The sequence below is a fragment of the Methylophilus sp. TWE2 genome (assembly GCF_001183865.1).
Taxonomy (GTDB): Bacteria; Pseudomonadota; Gammaproteobacteria; order Burkholderiales; family Methylophilaceae; genus Methylophilus.
In genome coordinates, this window is the sequence record NZ_CP012020.1 from 2667070 (window position 1) to 2685787 (window position 18718).

The following is an 18718-nucleotide window of genomic DNA, read 5'->3' on the forward strand; positions in this document are numbered from 1 at the left end:
ATCGGGACGGCCATTCTCATCGCCACGGAATGGCGCACGTGGTGGTTTTACTTGAATCCACCGCCTGACTTTAGTCACGGAAAAGTAGTGCTCTATGCCACCGACTGGTGTCCATATTGCGAAAAAACACGCACCCTGCTGACAGCCAAAGGCATTCCTTATCAGGAAATGAATATCGAAACCTCAGAAGAGGCGCGCAGCCAGTACCAGCGACTGGCCGGGGATGGCGTGCCAGTATTGCTGGTGGCAGGGGATGTGGTGCGAGGTTACAACCAGAAAAAAATGGAAGCAGTGCTAGATCAGTGGCAACAACAGAAGTCAGCCAGCCCGACCAAGTAGTAGATCAAATCGAAATGCCTGGCGTGACGGCGAGAAAAATGCATGATAGAAAAATCTGCTGTGAGGTGAGGCCGAAGTGAATAACGCCGGCCTCACCTCACAGGGTGCTGAGCAAACAATGGGACATGCGCCCCACAGCATTAATGCTTGTGACCATTATTGAGGATACTGGTGTTAAACCCAAACACCTTGCCCGCCCAGATAAACACCACCCATACCAGCACCCCAAATGGCAAATAGCCGGCAAAGCCTAGCAAGGGCATTTCAGCATGAATATGAATCACATTCACGTAAGGAATATCGTATACCCAGTAATTCGGGTTGGTGACAGGCAAAGCAGGATGCGCGCTGCCGTAGTTCCAAACCTCCCAGAAAAATCCGTTAAACAATGAGCTGAGCGCCATCAGCAGGACAGGACTCCAATTGCCATTGGCGAGATCAGTAAACGGCGTCCATATACACCGCATCATCAATATGCCAGCGATGCCTATCAGTGGGGCGATCCACATGGCCCAGAACAAAGGATAAGGCCAGAACGGCACGGCGGCAAACAACACAAAACTCAAAGACAACATTGGCTTTGCCGGGAGCGCGAGTGCGGGGCCTTGTGAATAACGACCTGCAATCTTAGGGAAAGCATTCAGCAAGGTATACCACTCAAAAACAGCAGGCCAAACGGTGGTATAGGCAAAAATAAAAATCCACACAATCGTGGTATGGCTTAATCCCGGGATATCGGTATTGGGGTAATACCAGTTACCCAAGGCAAAATAATCGAAATATTCAAAGAAATACCAACCGCCAATCGACACAATGGCACTGATGAGAAATGTTTTAGGGCGGCTGGCAAACAATGAATATCCGTTAGAATAACGGAATGTGAGGCCGTCAAGCACGAAGATAAATCCCCACCACATAGGGGTAAAGGCATAGTAGACCAAGTCACCAAATGGCGTCGTGCGTGTCCACAATAACCACCAGAAAAACAGCGTGGCAACCCCCCCCGCCCAAAACCACCAGGGAAATGCAAGCGGGTTTGGCGCTGGCGATGGGGCAACTGGTTTAAAACCAAACCATTGCGGAAAAATCAGAAAGACAGCAAATGCTGCTTCTAGCAGGGCCAATACAATAAAAACTGTCAGGTTAAACCCAGGCGGCTGCTCCACAAACTGTGGTGGAAAAACGCCAAAACCGGGAGGCAGATGCGTGGATGGATAAGCAAACCAGGAAGCGGCCAACGGGATCAACACCATCGCCAGAACAGCCATTACCAGCACATAACGTGTTTTAGTAGAAAACATGCACTCCCCCGCTTGATTTATAAATGACTTATTTAATGATCAGAACTGATTGAATGTTGCATGGCCAGATAGTGATTGCATTGCCACTTTAGCACTGCAATCGTCACCCCTGCTGGCGCGACCGCTTATTTTCATACATACGCTCGTCGGCGATGCGCAAGAGTTCTGCGATGGTATCTGCCTCATAATAATAGGCATAACCCGCGCTGGCACCAGAAAACTCAAACCCCTCAAGGCGTACGCGTTCAATCGCTTGCTGCAGCGCCCGCTCGACAACCGTCACCTCACCCTTGTAACTCATCACCGCAAACTCATCGCCTCCCAGCCGGTACAGGACGAGATCACTACCCAAAGAATGCTGATAGTTTTTTGCAAAGCAAATAAGCAGTTCGTCCCCACGCGCATGGCCATACTGATCGTTGTAGAATTTGAGTCCATCCAGATCAATAAAGGTCAGGCTGCCTTGCATGGTCATCTGCTCCAGCGCCTTTGCAAACGCATAGCGGTTCGGCAAGCTGGTTAACGCATCTGAATGAGCCACTTTTTCTGTCATGCCCAGCGCTTCCAGCGCCTCCTCTTTTTCTTGACGTAATTGCGAGAACTGGAAGGAAAGCACCAAGGCCAGCAATACCACCTCAATGGCCACACTCACCAATCCAAGATGTTCAATATACAAATCAAACTGCTGGTCAAGTTTGCTAAGACTAATCGCAATAATGCCGCATACAAAAAACAGGCTGATCGCCACCAAATAGCGTTTGGCGGTTGCATTTTTACGTTGACTTTGCCGGATAGCCACTGCTAGCCCATAGCATAAAAACAGCGCAACCTCATAGCGACAAAACTCCAGGGCCCAATTGGGGAATGCGATCCCCAGGCAAAGAAACAACACCATCATGAGCAAAATGAAAACACCAGCATAGTACAGTCGCTTGTGCTGATAAGGATTGATTTCCAAAAGACGCATCACAAACAACATGTAAGCCATGCTGGAAACCAGCACCGGCATAGAAACCAGATAAATCGAGTGCAGATTGAGAAGATCAGAGATAACAAGCAGCGCGGCACTGTTATAAATAAAGTTACCGGCAATAAAAATGGCATACATCGCTTCTACGCTGCGATTACGGCTCGCCGCAAGGACTGTATAGTAAATTCCCAGTCCCCAAAATATCCCCAGGCCAAACAATGTCAGTGCATTGCCGCGCTTGATCGCATGCATGTAGCTTGCCTGGTCATCCAGATAAGGTTCAGGAATCGCCAGATAATTGGTAGAAATCAATTGTGTGGCCAGGACATATTTTCCTGGCACCAGGGTCACAATGCGTCCATGCCTCAAGAAAAAAGGATTTTCCGCTCTAAGGCCGATGCCCCCCTCCAGGCTGACCACTTCACGACCTTGCTGGTCATATACCTGATGCCGGAAAAACTCTATCGTACTGGTGTTTTTGAAATCAATCACATACGCCTGCGCCTTGCTGATTTCAAAAGAAGCAATATAAAGATAATGCCCACCCGTCGGGCTCACTGTGTTAACTGAGGAGTATTTCTTTTGTAGCGGCTTAGAGAGAAATTGATGGTGATTTTGCGTACGCTCGTACGGATGTACAAGATACCAGTCACCCTCGATAGACTGAGGGAGTGCCTGTGCCGAGCCAATGGACAGCAAAGCGATCATGATCGCTATCACCCCCCGGCCGAAACAATCAAACATCCCCACTATAAAACTCACCGCTTTTTTATTAATTAATAAGCAAACTATACAAGAAAGTCATCCCATCGCCCAGTTTAACCAATCATCGCCGCTCCAATCTGAACGACCCAGGCGTTCAAAGCGACAGACTGATCGGAAGTCACCCAATGGCAAAAGCAGGCAACATTGCATGACCTGATTGAGATTTAAGAAGAGTCTTATAAAAAGATTGCAAGATGAGGGAAAACAAAGCCAACCGGTAAGCCGGGTTCTGTAACTACTTGCGTAGCTGACAGTCATTCCTCTAGGCGTGCAATTACTCACACGCTCAAGCTATCTACCCGCTGGCAGCGCGAGCCACGCCTTATGTCTTGCGACAAATGCCAGCCTATTTGATATTGCTGCAGATGGAGGTTACCGCGTTTCACATCCACCTCCCGAAAGAGGTTTACTCGTCTCTGTGGCCCTATTCCTCGCCTTATACTGTTGCCAGCTTTCAGCGTACGGCCGTTAGCCGTCATCCCGCTCTGTGCAGCCCGGACTTTCCTCCCCCTGTTTGCACAGGCGGCGACTGTCTGGTTGGCTTCACTGCTATTTTACCACGCATGGGTGAACACCCTATAATGTGCAAAATCGTTACTCACTTCAATACTAATGCACCTACAAGAAAAACCCGGTCAACTCGATCCCTCCTGGCAAGCTGTACTCGGCGCAGAATTTGAGAAGCCTTATATGCAGTCACTCAAGGCGTTTTTGCAACAGGAAAAGGCCGCAGGCAAAACCATCTTCCCCCCAGGTCCGTTGATTTTCAATGCCTTTAATCACACGCCTTTCAATCAAGTACGCGTGGTGATTATCGGCCAGGACCCTTACCACGGCCCTGGTCAGGCACATGGCCTGAGTTTCTCTGTCCAAGCCGGGGTTGCATTACCACCCTCTCTGGTCAACATCTTTAAGGAGATTCAATCAGATTTAGGGATACGCATGAGTGGCAACGGCGATTTAACACCTTGGGCAGATCAGGGCGTATTGTTACTCAATGCCACGTTAACCGTGCAGATGGCTAATGCCGGTTCACACCAGAATCGCGGCTGGGAGACTTTTACTGATGCGGCGATTGCCGCTCTCAATGCGCAACGCGAGGGCTTGGTATTTGTGTTATGGGGCAGCTATGCACAAAAAAAAGGGGCCATGATAGACCCGCATAAACATTTGGTTTTAAAGTCAGTGCATCCTTCACCACTCTCCGCGCACCGAGGTTTCTTTGGTACGCGACAGTTTTCAAAAATCAATGACTATTTGGTTTCGCATGGGCAAACGCCTATCAACTGGCAACTTTAAACCAGCCTCCACGCCACTGTTTGTCCTGCGCGCAATGGCACCAGCACATCCTCTGCAAAAGGGATGGTTTCAGGCACCAGCCAGCTCTCGTTCCGCAAGGTGATTTTGTCAGTATTGCGTGGCAAGTTGTAAAAATCTGGCCCATAGAAACTGGCAAAGCCTTCGAGTTTATCCAACGCCCCGGCCTCCTCAAAGGCCTCAGCATACAACTCAATCGCTGCGTGTGCTGTATACATGCCTGCACAACCACAACTGGCCTCTTTGGCAGACTTAGGATGTGGAGCACTGTCCGTGCCCAGGAAGAACTTTCCAGAATCCGAAATAGCCGCTTTCACCAAGGCTTGCCTATGCGTCTCACGTTTCAGGACGGGTAAGCAATAATGGTGCGGGCGAATACCGCCGGTGAACATGGCGTTACGATTCATGAGCAGGTGATGCGCAGTGATGGTCGCCCCTAATGTATCAGGGCCTGTAGCTACGAATTCAGCGGCATCCTTGGTTGTAATATGCTCAAACACCACTTTCAGGCCAGGGAAGTCTTTTAACAGTGGCCGTAAATGACGCTCGATAAATACCTTCTCACGGTCAAACACATCCACATCAGCATCAGTCACTTCACCATGAATTAGCAGCGGCATGCCTTGCTTTTCCATCTCTGCCAGCGCACTAGCACATTTATACAAACTCGTCACACCAGAATCGCTATTGGTGGTCGCACCAGCAGGATACAGTTTGACCGCATGTATGACACCACTTGTACGGGCTGCGGCAATCTCCTTTGCTGGCGTGTTGTCAGTCAAATATAAAGTCATGAGTGGCTCAAAAACCAGCCCTACTGGCAACGCCTGCTGGATGCGCTGGTAATAGGCAAGCGCAGCTTCGGCAGTCGTCACGGGCGGACGCAAATTGGGCATCACAATGGCACGCGCAAACTGCCTAGCCGTATCCGGCAATACAGCCTTCAGGCCGTCACCATCGCGCAGGTGCAAGTGCCAGTCATCGGGGCGGATCAGGGTTAATTCAGTAGTCATTCTATTACCTTTTTTTAGCTTCCGGCCTTGAGCGCAAGGGCCGTTTCATACAATTCATTTTTCTTGTGGCCAGTGATATCGGTTGCCAGCGCTACGGCCTGCTTGAGAGGGAGTTCCTGTAGCAAGCGCTGCAAAATTCTTAACGCCTCTTCATCCAGTCCTTCTGCCTTCTCCTGAATATCAGGATGCACCAGCAGGACAAACTCTCCGCGCTGCTGGTTGGGATCAGCCTTTAACCAGTCTACCGCCTGTGTCAATAGGCAGGTGTGTATGGTTTCAAAAGTTTTGGTCAATTCACGCGCCAGCGTCAATTGACGCGCTCCACCCAGCACATCATGCAGGTCCTGAACGCACTCCACAATGCGGTGTGGCGCCTCATAAAAAACCAGTGTTGCCGGAATTGCTTTCAGCGCCTGTAAACGCTTGCGACGTTGTGACCCGGAGGCTGGCAAAAAGCCTTCAAAATAAAAGCCTGGTTGTGTAATGCCTGATGCTGACAACGCTGTAATCACCGCACTCACACCGGGTACAGGCACCACCCGGATGCCTGCCTGACGCACCGACTGCACCACGACCGCCCCCGGGTCGCTTACTGCGGGCGTTCCCGCATCCGTCACCAGCGCGATAGACTCTCCAGCCAGCAATCGCTTGATCAAACCCTGTGCAGACTGGTGTTCGTTGTGCTCATGCACGGCCAGCAAAGGTTTGCTGATACCGAAATGACGCAACAGGCCCACGCTGTGGCGCGTATCTTCGGCAGCAATCGCATCCACTTGCTGCAAGGTAGCGAGCGCTCGCTGGGTCACGTCGCCCAGATTGCCGATGGGCGTTGCCACTACATATAATATGCCTGCTTCATTCATTTCATTATTTTAAGGCATCGTGCTGGTTTCGCTAAGTAATAAAATAACTCCGGCAAACTCAAGACCATGAAACTTAACCAGAATAACCAGGGGTTGGCGGCAGAAAAGGCGGCGGCGTTATTTCTGCAGCAGCAAGGCTTGTCTTTGCTTGCGCAAAACTATAGTTGTCGTTATGGGGAGATAGACCTGATTATGCGCGAAAGCAAAACGCTGGTCTTTGTAGAAGTCCGCTTGCGTACTCATCGCGGATTTACCAGCGCGGCCGACAGCATAGACCAGCGCAAACAACAAAAACTGATCCGGGTTGCACAGTTTTACTTACAAAGCCACGACCTGAATATGCCATGCCGCTTTGATGCCATCCTGTTTGATAACAGCGAATACCAGTCTCCAAACTGGATTCGTAATGCAATAGACACATAAAAAGCGTAGAATTTTATTTATTACCTGCTGTCACACCCAACATCTTTAGTTTTTCTCACAGATCTAGGAAGCTTCATGACCCAAAAAAAATTCACTGGTAAGATCTCCGCTATTGCCTTGTTACTGATCAGCACCCAATTGAGCGGTTGCTTTCCAGCCGTCGTCGGTGGTGCGGCAGCTGGAGGTGCCATGGCAGCAGACCGCCGCACTTCAGGCATTTATGTAGAAGATGAAAACATTGAATTAAAAACATTGAAACGCCTGTCGCAATATATGGACAAGGCGTCTCATATCAATGTGACCAGCTATAACCGCATTGTTTTATTGACAGGCGAGGTGCCTAACGAGGGCCAGCGTACGCAGGCGGAAACACTGACAAAGGAAATTTCCAGCGTCCGCAACATCCACAATGGCCTGACCATAGGCCCGGCTTCTTCCATCGGCGATCGCAGCAATGACACCTACCTGACCACCAAGGTTAAAGCACGCTTTGTCAGCGAAAACCTGTTCCCGGCCAATGTGGTAAAAGTAGTGACCGAAGCCAGCGTGGTATACCTCATGGGCATCGTGTCTGAAAAAGAGGCCAATGACGCGGTGGAGATCGCCAGAACGACAGAAGGCGTGAGCAAGGTCGTCAAGGTATTTGAATACACCAATTAATTATCAACTACATTCTCAAGGAATTTGAATGGAAAATCAGGAAATCATCATCCAGGGCATTACACTGGCTGGCAAGCCTTTCCGCCCTAGCGACTGGGTGGACCGTATGTGCAGCACTTACGCGTCATTTGGCGACGACAAGAAATTGCGCTACTCGCCTTACCTCAAGCCCAAACTGGTGAATAACGTGCGTAGCCTGTCAGTAGACATGAAATTAAAGGATGTGAATCCGGCTGGTTTTGAGCAATTAATGCAATTTGCCAAAGAAAACCAGCTCAGCGTGATTAATCCGGCGGGTGAAGCAGTAACCATTTAGTTTCAGCATCATTTGGACGCTGACGCGGCCTCCTTGAGCAAGGTTTCCAACCAACCTCTACTCAAGGCGCCGCGTTTTACTTTATAGAGCGAGCCATCGGGGGCATAAATATACGTCGTCGGCAACACCTCAGGTTGCAATAGTGCGCTTTTTTGCGCATCCCCCAGGATGATGGGATAAGAAATGAGCATATCGTCGACATAATCACGCACCGACCGCTCCGTTTTATATTGCACTGCCACGCCCAGCACGACGGCATCATGCCTGGCATGCGCGTCATAAAAAGTGACCAGGTCAGGCATCTCTTCCAGGCAGGGCGGACACCATGGTGCCCAATAATTCAAGATCACCCAGCGCCCCTTGTACTGGGATAGCTGGTGTGTGTGCCCAGCCATATCCTGCATGACCCAGCTCGGGCTCGCCGCTAAGCACGGATTGGGCCGTAACAAGCAGGCAACTAGCGCCAACGTGCCAAATAGGCAGAAGAGCTGGCAGCTCCTCTTGTTTTTATCCAAAATATTCCCCATATTGAATGACGTAGACGGAAAAAACTTGATTATGCTGGAAAACTGTTGCTATACTAGCCTTATCCCGTTTGGTAATTTCACCTTTCAGCAAATTACTCATCCAAACAAAAATTAGCCACACATTCAAAATTTTTCTGTTTAAATCCAGTCTACATTTGATTTAAATCCTTTACCATTCTTAAGAGGCAATAATGAGCGACAACATTACCCATTTAAGCGACGCCAGCTTTGAACAAGAAGTATTGCAATCCACGATTCCGGTACTGGTTGACTACTGGGCTGAATGGTGCGGACCTTGTAAAATGATTGCGCCTATCCTGGACGACATCAGCAAAGAATATGCTGGCCGCCTGAAGGTCGCCAAATTGAATATTGATGACAACCAGAATACTCCGCCAAAATATGGTATTCGTGGCATTCCAACCCTGATGTTGTTTAAAAACGGTAATGTTGAAGCCACCAAAGTTGGCGCATTGTCCAAGTCTCAACTCAGCGCGTTTATTGATAGCAACATTTAATTCTCTTGCCCGGTTTCCAGTCTGCGAAACCGGGTTTTCTTTTCAATCTCTCCGGCGTTTCTCAGTCTAGCGAGTTACTCATGCACTTATCCGACCTCAAACATCTTCCCGTGACCGAACTGGTCGAAATGGCAATTGCCAATGACATTGAAAATGCCAGCCGCATGCGCAAGCAGGATCTTATTTTTGCGATCCTCAAAAACAAGGCAAAAAAAGGTGACAGCATTTTTGGTGATGGCACACTGGAGGTATTACCGGACGGATTTGGTTTCCTGCGATCCCCGGACACTTCTTACCTGGCGGGTCCGGACGACATTTACGTGTCACCTTCGCAGATTCGCCGCTTTAACCTGCATACCGGTGACACCATCCAAGGCGAGATTCGTACTCCTAAAGATGGCGAACGTTACTTCGCCTTGGTGAAAGTCGATAGCGTCAATGGTGAAGCGCCAGAGAATACCAAACACAAGATTCTGTTTGAGAACCTGACACCGCTGTTCCCCACTGTGCCACTGACACTGGAACGCGACATCCGTGGCGAAGAAAACATTACCAGCCGCGTCATTGACATGATTGCGCCAATTGGTAGAGGCCAGCGCGCCTTACTGGTCGCGAGCCCCAAAAGCGGTAAAACCGTCATGCTGCAGAATATTGCACATGCGATTACCGCCAACCATCCCGACTGTGTCCTGATCGTATTGCTGATTGACGAACGTCCGGAAGAAGTGACCGAAATGACCCGCTCCGTACGTGGCGAAGTGGTGGCGTCTACGTTTGACGAACCTGCAACCCGTCACGTGCAAGTGGCTGAAATGGTGCTGGAAAAAGCCAAACGCCTGGTTGAGCACAAAAAAGATGTGGTGATCCTGCTTGACTCCATTACCCGCCTGGCCCGCGCTTACAACACGGTGATCCCATCTTCGGGCAAAGTCCTGACCGGCGGTGTGGATGCCAATGCGCTGCAAAAACCCAAACGTTTCTTCGGTGCAGCACGTAACGTAGAAGAAGGTGGTTCATTAACCATTATTGCCACGGCCCTGGTGGATACCGGCTCGCGGATGGATGACGTGATCTACGAAGAATTCAAGGGTACCGGCAACATGGAAATCCACCTGGATAGACGCATGGCCGAGAAACGGATTTACCCAGCCATCAACGTCAACAAGTCAGGCACCCGCCGCGAAGAGTTGTTGCTGGACAAAGATGTACTGCAAAAAATATGGGTTCTGCGCAAATTGCTTTACCCCATGGACGACCTCGAAGCGATGGAGTTCTTGCTCGATAAGATCAAAGGCACCAAGAGCAACAACGATTTCTTTGACAGCATGCGTCGGGGCTAAACCTCAGACGGATGCAATTATTTATCGAGTTGCTATTGATAAATCTGTCAAAATCATAGATAATCGCGCGTTTACTGCAACTGCTTAAGATTAGAGAGAAAGCATGAAAGCTGATATTCACCCAAATTACCCGGAAATCAACGTCACATGTAGCTGTGGCAACAAATTCAAAACCCGTTCGACTACCGGTAAAGACCTGAACATTGAAGTATGTTCACAGTGTCACCCGTTCTACACCGGCAAACAAAAGATCGTCGATACTGCTGGTCGCGTTGAGAAATTCCGCCAAAAATACGGCATGTAATTTCGGCACAGTATGTACAGAAAGGCAGCATGGCTGCCTTTTTTGTTTTATCTGCAGCAGTTCACTCTGGGCGCATACGCTTTGCGCTAATATATAACAACCGTATCATGCGTTTTATTCTGCGACTCGAATTCAAACATGCAGTTTTATATTGATCACGACTGGCAAGAAAACATGGCCACTCCCCGCGCCAAGGTGGGTGAGCGAGCAAAAACGCATTTATTGATTTTGCTGTGTGCCATCTGGCTTTGTGTGGGCCTGGTCGGCCACTCACCCTGGAAACCTTTCGAGTCCCAGTCAGCGAGCATCATTCAAAATCTGATTAACCACCCTTTTTTATCTCTTGATAGCTGGACAAATGGCTATTGGATTGCCCCAACTTCTGCCGGGCATCCGCTTCTGGAAACACCCCCATTATTTTATTGGGCAGCCACCGGCTTTGCTCATCTGCTCTCTCCATTGCTTCCTACCCACGATGCAGCACGTCTCAGCGTAGGCCTGTGGATGCTACTGACACTGATCATGACCGGACTCAGTGGCCGTGAGTTATGGAATCTGGGGGTAGGCCGCCAGACCAACTTTATTTTTATCGGCTGCCTGGGATTGGTAGTCAGCGCACACACCATGATGCCAGCTGTCGCTGCATTGAGTGGGATCACCATGGCGTTTTATGCGCTGGCGCTGGCAAAGCGCAAGCCTATGCGGGCCATGTGGTTATTGTGCACCGGATTATTAGTCGCCTTTCTCTCCGGTGGCGTTGTGCCAACACTGATGATTGTGTTGTCCGTCAGCTGCCTTCTATTACTGCCCTCCATTCGCCAGCAGAAAGTCGCTTCCCGAGCAATGATCATCGGCACAATTTTGGCCTTGCCTGGCATCTACTTATGGTGCTGGCTCTGTCAGCAATGGGCGCCAGGACTTTGGCACGCTTGGTGGGAAACACAATGGCAGGTACAGTGGCCCAGCAATCATGGCTATTTTCTGAGAACACTGGCTTGGTATGCCTGGCCAGCGCTGCCATTTGCCATGTGGGGCATATGGCGCTTCAGGCATTCTGTACTGACAACTTACCGCTTTCAGTTGGGACTGATTTTTTTTGGCATTGCCTTTATCCTGATTGGTTTTTTAAGTGATCGCAGCGAAGTCAGTGCTTTACCGTTACTGGTTCCCCTGACGGTGTTGGCAGCAGGCAGCATAGAAACCCTTAAACGTGGCGCAGCCGGTGCATTAAACTGGTTCGGACTCATCCTGTTTGGCATCCTGATCGCCCTCGCCTGGATTGGCTGGTGGGCGATGCTCAACGGCACACCGGTCAGGTTTTACCAACGTTTAAGCTACCTATCTGGTCTGCAAACCATCCCCTTCAGCCTGCTATATGGAGCGATTGCCGTTGCAGTGACGCTGATCTGGCTCTCCATTGTCTTGCGTTCCAAGCACTCCAACCGGTCCAGTGCCACCAACTGGGCCATCGGCATGACTTGCGCATGGACGGTGTTCATGAGTTTATGGCTGCCCATGATAGAAGCCGCACGTACCTACCAGCCGCTGTTTGAAGACCTGCGCAAACACTTGCCTGCGCATTACAATTGTATCCACGCCCAAAACATTGGCGCTTCACAGGCGGACCTGCTGCACTATCATGCTGGCATAAGGTTGAATTACCATATACCGAGCAACCCCACGCACTGCAATTTGTACCTGATTGAAGATCAGCCCGGGAAACGCCACGCATTACCCGGTGAAGGTTGGCAAGTGATCTGGGAAGGTGAGCAAACCCGTCAAAACAAGGAATCTTTCAGGTTGCTTCAACACCGCTAACAGATTATCAATGCTAGAAGTGATTAAGGCTGTATGTAGCTAGGTAATCACAGCCTTGCTGAGATAATTGCTTATTGTTAACGCTAATTCAGAGATGCACATGCTGCTGAATCGCAGCAATCACTTTGGGATGCAAACCCTGCCCCTGTTGCTGCTGCACATGCGCCACCAGGGTTTTAATCATGATTGAATTCCAGAACTTCTTCAGGTGACTGGCAATTTCCCGCTTCGCCTCTTCAACATCTGGATTTGCCTCAAAAAAATCGCCAATCTGGTTGGCCATTTTGATTAACTTTTCCACTTCCATACTTGCTTACTCTTTCTAGCGACTTTCAACGCTTACGATGGTCACGCAATTCCCCGCTATACACGACACATTGCGTGGCTCTAGCAAATCCAACCAGCAAAAAATCATACTCCTTTGCCAAACTGACAGCCAGCGCTGTCGGGGCTGACAATGCAACCAATGTCCTTCCGCCACAGACAGCCACTTTCTGAACCATTTCGTAACTTGCACGGCTGGTGGTTAATACCCAATGCGACGTCCAGAATACTGAAAAATCATGGCCTTGACGCAACAAGCTACCTATCAGTTTATCAAGCGCATTGTGGCGGCCAACATCTTCCCGCACGCATACCACCTGTCCGTGTGCATCTGCGATAGCGCTCGCATGTGTAGCACCCGTCAGCTGCTGCAGCGGCTGACGGGTCTTCAATCCATTCAATGCGGCCTCTAGCGCGGTTAATGCCAGTGACACCAGAGGGCCACTGGCTGGCATGGGCTGTTTAAAAACCTGCTGCAAACTCTCGGCACCACACAACCCACATCCGGTGCGACCGGTTAAATTGCGCCGCTGTGCTTTGAGCGCGACAAATTGCTCTGTCGCCAGCTCAATATGCAGTTCAATTCCTTGCAATTGACCATCTGCCTGCGTCAATGCTCTGGGCTCTACGCCATAGATTTGGCCGCGTTCGGTGATAATGCCTTCGGTAAATGAAAAACCATAAGCAAAATCCTCAAGATCCGCCGGTGTTGCCAGCATCACCACATGCGAAATACCGTTATATATCAGCGCAACAGGCACTTCCTGCGCCAACGCATCCGCCACAGTGGTGGACTGATCTTCACGCCACCGGGTGACGATCAGCGTAGTCGCAGCCTGTTCTGCAAGCATAGGCTGCCATTCCTGGCTATCAACCAACGCATAATCCTGCTCGTTTACGACGTCCAATGCCATCAAGAAACGACCGTTTGCGGATCCATCCCAGACAGTTCAATTTGGGTATCACTAAACGAACGATACTGCTTCTGCCAATCAGACAGCTGGTTGACTTTGGACACCTGAACTGCAGTCACCTTGTATTCAGGGCAATTGGTCGCCCAGTCAGAGTTGTCTGTAGTAATCACATTGGCACCAGATTCAGGATGGTGGAAAGTGGTATACACCACGCCTGGCTGCACGCGATCGGTAATCTTGGCCCGTAATACCGTCTGCCCGGCACGGCTGGTAATGCCCACCCAATCGCCTTCAGCAATGCCACGGTCTTCGGCGTCATGCGGATGAATTTCAATCACATCCTCATGGTGCCATGCCACATTATGCGTACGACGGGTCTGTGCGCCGACATTATATTGAGACAGGATACGACCGGTGGTTAAAATCAGCGGGTATTTTTGGTTGACGCGCTCAGTGGTCGGCACATATTGGGTAATAAAAAACTTACCTTTACCACGCACAAACTCATCCACATGCATGGTTGGCGTCCCCGTAGGAGCTTCGTCATTACATGGCCACTGGATACTGCCCAGTTCATCCAGTTTTTTGAAGCTGACACCAGTAAAGGTCGGCGTCAGGGCCGCAATCTCATCCATGATTTCACTGGCATGAGCGTAATGCATGGGGTAACCCAAGGCCTCTGAGAATTTAGCAGTAATCTCCCAGTCTTCCATGCCATTTTTTGGCGTCATCACTTTACGCACAGGTGAAATACGGCGCTCGGCATTGGTGAATGTGCCGTATTTCTCCAGGAAAGAAGCCCCTGGGAAGAAAACGTGGGCGAACTTGGCCGTTTCGTTCAGGAACAAATCCTGCACAATGACGCACTCCATGTTTTCCAGCGCATGTGTCACATGCTGGGTATCAGGATCAGATTGTGCAATATCTTCGCCTACACAGTACACCGCTTTAAAGCTACCTTCCGCAGCCAGGTCCAGCATATTGGGAATACGCAAACCAGGGTCTGCACTCAACGTCACGCCCCAGGCCTTTTCAAACTGTGCGCGAGTGGCATCATCAGAGACATGCCGGTATCCTGGGAACTCATGCGGCATGGAGCCCATGTCACAAGACCCTTGTACATTGTTTTGACCACGCAATGGATTCACCCCTACGCCTTCGCGGCCAATATTAGCGGTTGCCATCGCCAAGTTGGCAATCCCCATCACTGTGGTGGAGCCCTGGCTATGTTCGGTGACACCCAGGCCATAATAAATAGCAGCATTACCGCCTGTTGCATATAAACGTGCCGCTTCGCGTACATCGTTGGCTGGTACGCCTAATTCTTTTTCCAGCGCTTCTGGGGAGTTTTCCGGCTTGGCAGCAAAGTCGCGCCAGGCTACATAAGAATCCCACTCGCAACGGGCTTTGACAAATTCTTCCTGTACCAGACCTTCAGTCACAATCACATGTGAAATCGCGGAAATCATGGCCACGTTGGTGCCAGGACGCAGTTTGAGGTGATAATCAGCACGTATATGCGGGGAGTTATCCACCAGGTCAATTTCACGTGGATCAACCACAATCAGCTTGGCCCCTTCACGCAAGCGGCGCTTCATGATGGAAGCAAATACCGGGTGGCCATCAGTGGGGTTGGCGCCCATGACAAAAATCACGTCAGACTTCATGACAGAATCAAACGTTTGTGTACCGGCTGATTCGCCCAAGGTTTGTTTCAGTCCATAACCAGTTGGACTATGGCAAACACGTGCGCAGGTATCCACGTTATTGACGCCGAATACGGCGCGGATCAATTTTTGTGTGACATACACCTCTTCATTGGTGCAACGGCTGGAGGTGATCCCACCGACGGCTTCTTTGCCATATTGAGCCTGAATACGCTTGATTTCGCTGGCAGCGTAATTAATCGCCTCATCCCAACCGACTTTTTGCCAGGGATCATGAATACTCTTACGTATCATAGGCGTGGTAATACGGTCAGCATGGGTCGCATACCCCCAGGCAAAACGGCCTTTGACACAGCTATGCCCATGGTTGGCACCACCCTCTTTGCTCGGGGTCATGCGTACGACCTGCTCGCCTTTCATCTCGGCATCAAAGCTGCAACCAACGCCACAATAAGCGCATGTTGTGGTAATTTTGTGTTCAGGCGTACCCGCCTCAATCACGGTTTTTTCCATCAGGGTGGCAGTTGGGCACGCCTGTACGCAGGCGCCACAAGAAACACACTCCGAGTCGAGGAAATCCTTATTGCCGGCAGAGACTTTGCTATCAAAACCGCGCCCCTGAATCGTGAGTGCAAAAGTCCCCTGCGTTTCTTCACAGGCACGTACACAGCGTGAGCAGACGATACATTTAGAGGGATCAAACGTGAAATAAGGATTGGACTCATCCTTGGCCTGGCCCAGGTGATTTTCACCTTCATAGCCATAACGCACTTCGCGCAAACCGACAGCGCCAGCCATGTCCTGCAATTCGCAGTCGCCATTGGCAGCACAGGTCAGACAGTCCAGCGGATGGTCAGAGATATACAATTCCATGACGCCGCGACGAACATCTGCCAGTTTGGGCGTCTGGGTTTTGACTTTAAGCCCGGGGGCAACAGGCGTGGTACAAGAAGCCGGGTAGCCGCGCCGACCTTCAATCTCCACCAGACATAAACGGCAGGAACCGAAAGGCTCTAAAGAATCAGTAGCACACAGCTTGGGAACGGTGACACCTCCCAGTTGCGCCGCATGCATGATGGAAGTTCCGTCTGGCACTGTCACATCTACGCCGTCAATGTTCAGGGTCACCATGGTGGCACTGTCAGACTTCGGCGTGCCGTAATCCTTGTCAGGATCATACTTCGGCATCTGTGGCTGGGAAGAGGAGTATTTGATGTCGTCCATAATGTCTTCCTTTGCTACCCTCAGGCAGCAGCTTCTTTATTGCTTAGACCAAAATCTTCAGGGAAATGATTCAAGGCGCTTAACACCGGATATGGCGTCATGCCGCCCAGTGCACACAACGAACCATTGAGCATCGTATCGGACAAATCGCGCAGCAATTGCACATTTTGCGGATGGTTTTTGCCAAGCACTATCTTGTCCATGACTTCAACGCCGCGCGTCGAACCTATGCGGCACGGTGTACATTTGCCACAGCTTTCTTCAGCACAGAACTCAAACGCATAGCGCGCCATTTTGGCCATATCCACGCTATCATCAAAGGCGACGATACCGCCATGGCCCAGCACCGCCCATATCTTGGCAAACTCTTCGTAGTCCAGCGGTGTATCAAACTGGCTCTCTGGCAAGTAAGCGCCTAAGGGCCCACCCACTTGCACCGCGCGAATAGGCTTACCAGAAGCTGAACCACCACCAAAGTCGTACAGCAACTCGCGCAAGGTGGCACCAAAAGCCAGCTCAACCAAACCAGTTTGCTTGAGATTGCCTGCCAACTGAATAGGCAAAGTACCGCGTGAACGGCCCATGCCGTAATCGGCATAATATTGCGCGCCCTTATCTAAAATAATCGGCACCGTAGCCAGTGAAATCACATTGTTGACGATGGTCGGCTTGCCAAACAAGCCTTCTATCGCAGGGAGCGGTGGTTTGAACCGCACCAGTCCACGCTTGCCTTCCAGGCTTTCAAGCAAGGAGGTTTCTTCGCCGCAGACATAAGCGCCAGCGGCACGACGCACTTCAAGATGAAATGTATGGCCAGAACCGAGAATATTTTCACCTAAATACCCTTCCAAATTGGCTTTGCGGATGGCTTCATTGAGCGTTTTCAGCGCATGCGGGTATTCACTGCGCAAATAGATATAGCCTTGTGTGGCACCCACTGCAATACCGGCGATAGTCATGCCTTCAATCAAGACAAAAGGATCGTCTTCCATGATCATGCGGTCGGAATACGTACCTGAATCACCTTCGTCAGCGTTACAGACCACGTATTTTTGCTCTGCTGGCGTATTGAGCACAGTATTCCATTTGATCCCTGTCGGGAAAGCTGCGCCGCCACGGCCGCGCAAGCCAGAGTCTGTCACGGCTTTTACGATATCCGCACCGGACATCGCCAAGGCATTTTTCAAGCCCTTATAGCCATCATGCGAAACATAATCCTCCAGGGATAACGGATCAATAATACCCACACGCGCAAAGGTCAAACGTTGCTGTTTTTTCAGCCAGGCCAATTCATCCGTGAGGCCTAAATACAAAGCATGTGCTTTAGCTTTGTCGGCGAGGGCGTTGGTAAACTCTGCATCGAACAAGCTGGCCACATTTTTCGGTTGCACCGGCCCAAAAGCCACTCGGCCTTGCGCAGTATCCACCTCAACGAGTGGCTCTAGCCAAAACAGACCTCTCGAGCCGTTGCGAACCAGTTCAACCTGTATTCCACGCGTTTGCGCTTCTTGAACGATTCTGTTGGCGGTGCGCTCAGCGCCTAAAGAAAGCGCCGTCGAATCAATAGGCACATAAACCTTAACCATGACACACCTCTGCAATCAACTCTGTCACTTTTTCTGTGTTCATGCGCCCATAGACCTCATCGTCGAGCATCACGGCTGGTGAACAGCCACAGTTCCCCAGGCAATAGACAGGTAATAGAGTCACACTACCGTCAGCAGTGGTCTGATGGTAATCCACACCGAGTTTTGCCTTGAGTTCAGCCTCCATTTTTTCGGAACCCATGGACTGGCAGGACTCCGCACGGCAAACCTGCAACACATGTTTACCGATGGGATGGGTGCGGAAATGATGGTAAAAAGTGACGACACCATGCACTTCAGCCACAGACAGGGCCAGCGCTTTGGCAATCTCGGGATACACGACTTCAGGGACATAGCCGATATCGTCCTGAATCGCATGTAACAAGGGCATTAAGCCGCCTGGCACATGCTGGTGTGCTTGAATATGCGCTTGAATTTGCGCGTGTTGCTCATTGCTTAATGTGTTATCCAAACCGACCTCACATCCAACCATTTACAATTCAGTTACATTCTACCATCCTCGAATCAT

Annotated in this window: 19 protein-coding genes and 1 other RNA gene; 9 read left to right on the plus strand and 11 right to left on the minus strand. The window is 50.4% G+C overall.

Going from position 1 to position 18718, the window contains the following annotated elements; all coding sequences use genetic code 11:
* Window positions 1–51 precede the first annotated feature (51 nt).
* Window positions 52–339 (plus strand): glutaredoxin family protein, encoded by a 288-nt coding sequence (locus ACJ67_RS12560; protein ID WP_231587179.1) that lies wholly within the window; start codon window positions 52–54, stop codon window positions 337–339.
* 140 nt (window positions 340–479) lie between these two features.
* Here the strand turns inward: ACJ67_RS12560 and ACJ67_RS12565 are convergent, their stop codons facing one another.
* The 3 genes from ACJ67_RS12565 to rnpB all read right to left on the minus strand — a co-directional run bounded on the left by ACJ67_RS12565 (window position 480) and on the right by rnpB (window position 3920).
* Window positions 480–1640 carry a hypothetical protein gene (locus ACJ67_RS12565; protein ID WP_049639364.1) on the minus strand — a complete coding sequence of 387 codons (1161 nt, stop codon included), beginning with the start codon at window positions 1638–1640 and terminating at the stop codon, window positions 480–482.
* Between the two features lie 103 nt (window positions 1641–1743).
* A complete protein-coding gene (locus ACJ67_RS12570) occupies window positions 1744–3318 on the minus strand; it encodes a diguanylate cyclase (protein ID WP_053092901.1) in 1575 nt (524 codons plus the stop codon).
* Between the two features lie 259 nt (window positions 3319–3577).
* Window positions 3578–3920, minus strand: an RNA gene (rnpB, locus tag ACJ67_RS14530) — RNase P RNA component class A.
* 67 nt (window positions 3921–3987) lie between these two features.
* On the opposite strand from rnpB, the gene ung reads away from it, so the two are divergent.
* A complete protein-coding gene (gene ung, locus ACJ67_RS12575) occupies window positions 3988–4674 on the plus strand; it encodes a uracil-DNA glycosylase (RefSeq protein ID WP_197080623.1) in 687 nt (228 codons plus the stop codon).
* Here ung and pyrC read toward each other — a convergent pair.
* Window positions 4671–5705 (minus strand): dihydroorotase, encoded by a 1035-nt coding sequence (gene pyrC / locus ACJ67_RS12580; RefSeq protein WP_049639366.1) that lies wholly within the window; start codon window positions 5703–5705, stop codon window positions 4671–4673. The two genes, ung and pyrC, sit on opposite strands and share 4 nt — an antisense overlap.
* A gap of 14 nt (window positions 5706–5719) precedes the next feature.
* A complete protein-coding gene (rsmI, locus tag ACJ67_RS12585) occupies window positions 5720–6568 on the minus strand; it encodes a 16S rRNA (cytidine(1402)-2'-O)-methyltransferase (RefSeq protein WP_049639367.1) in 849 nt (282 codons plus the stop codon).
* Between the two features lie 66 nt (window positions 6569–6634).
* On the opposite strand from rsmI, the gene ACJ67_RS12590 reads away from it, so the two are divergent.
* From ACJ67_RS12590 to ACJ67_RS12600, 3 genes are all read left to right on the plus strand, one after another.
* Window positions 6635–6991 (plus strand): YraN family protein, encoded by a 357-nt coding sequence (locus ACJ67_RS12590; protein WP_018987386.1) that lies wholly within the window; start codon window positions 6635–6637, stop codon window positions 6989–6991.
* 75 nt (window positions 6992–7066) lie between these two features.
* On the plus strand, window positions 7067–7651 hold the full coding sequence (locus ACJ67_RS12595; RefSeq protein WP_049639368.1) for a BON domain-containing protein: 585 nt from the start codon (window positions 7067–7069) through the stop codon (window positions 7649–7651).
* A gap of 28 nt (window positions 7652–7679) precedes the next feature.
* On the plus strand, window positions 7680–7967 hold the full coding sequence (locus tag ACJ67_RS12600; protein WP_018987388.1) for a DUF3579 domain-containing protein: 288 nt from the start codon (window positions 7680–7682) through the stop codon (window positions 7965–7967).
* Between the two features lie 8 nt (window positions 7968–7975).
* On the opposite strand, the gene ACJ67_RS12605 is transcribed toward ACJ67_RS12600, so the two are convergent.
* Complete coding sequence (locus tag ACJ67_RS12605; RefSeq protein WP_049639369.1) at window positions 7976–8494, minus strand: TlpA disulfide reductase family protein; 519 nt, start codon at window positions 8492–8494, stop codon at window positions 7976–7978.
* Between the two features lie 191 nt (window positions 8495–8685).
* On the opposite strand from ACJ67_RS12605, the gene trxA reads away from it, so the two are divergent.
* From trxA to ACJ67_RS12625, 4 genes are all read left to right on the plus strand, one after another.
* Entirely contained in the window at window positions 8686–9012 is a 327-nt protein-coding gene (gene trxA, locus ACJ67_RS12610) for a thioredoxin TrxA (protein WP_018987391.1), read from the plus strand.
* An 80-nt stretch (window positions 9013–9092) separates the two neighbouring features.
* Window positions 9093–10352: a transcription termination factor Rho gene (gene rho, locus ACJ67_RS12615; RefSeq protein WP_049639370.1), complete on the plus strand. Its 1260-nt coding sequence runs from the start codon at window positions 9093–9095 to the stop codon at window positions 10350–10352.
* Window positions 10353–10455: 103 nt separating this feature from the next.
* The gene (rpmE, locus tag ACJ67_RS12620; RefSeq protein WP_049639371.1) at window positions 10456–10656 is read left to right on the plus strand and encodes a 50S ribosomal protein L31; all 201 of its coding nucleotides are present in this window, start codon (window positions 10456–10458) and stop codon (window positions 10654–10656) included.
* 138 nt (window positions 10657–10794) lie between these two features.
* Window positions 10795–12474 (plus strand): glycosyltransferase family 39 protein, encoded by a 1680-nt coding sequence (locus tag ACJ67_RS12625; RefSeq protein WP_049639372.1) that lies wholly within the window; start codon window positions 10795–10797, stop codon window positions 12472–12474.
* Window positions 12475–12562: 88 nt separating this feature from the next.
* On the opposite strand, the gene ACJ67_RS12630 is transcribed toward ACJ67_RS12625, so the two are convergent.
* From ACJ67_RS12630 to ACJ67_RS12650, 5 genes are read right to left on the minus strand one after another with little or no spacing between them, the layout of a single operon-like run.
* Window positions 12563–12781, minus strand: a complete 219-nt coding sequence (locus ACJ67_RS12630; protein ID WP_049639373.1) for a formate dehydrogenase subunit delta — start codon at window positions 12779–12781, stop codon at window positions 12563–12565.
* Window positions 12782–12806: 25 nt separating this feature from the next.
* Window positions 12807–13712: a formate dehydrogenase accessory sulfurtransferase FdhD gene (gene fdhD / locus ACJ67_RS12635; protein WP_049639374.1), complete on the minus strand. Its 906-nt coding sequence runs from the start codon at window positions 13710–13712 to the stop codon at window positions 12807–12809.
* Window positions 13712–16603, minus strand: a complete 2892-nt coding sequence (gene fdhF, locus ACJ67_RS12640) for a formate dehydrogenase subunit alpha (protein ID WP_049639375.1) — start codon at window positions 16601–16603, stop codon at window positions 13712–13714. The genes fdhD and fdhF overlap by 1 nt, the downstream gene beginning before the upstream one ends.
* Before the next feature lie 20 nt (window positions 16604–16623).
* Entirely contained in the window at window positions 16624–18189 is a 1566-nt protein-coding gene (locus ACJ67_RS12645) for an NADH-quinone oxidoreductase subunit NuoF (RefSeq protein WP_049639376.1), read from the minus strand.
* Complete coding sequence (locus ACJ67_RS12650; protein ID WP_178055115.1) at window positions 18182–18682, minus strand: formate dehydrogenase subunit gamma; 501 nt, start codon at window positions 18680–18682, stop codon at window positions 18182–18184. Before ACJ67_RS12650 ends, ACJ67_RS12645 begins: the two co-directional genes overlap by 8 nt.
* Window positions 18683–18718 lie beyond the last annotated feature (36 nt).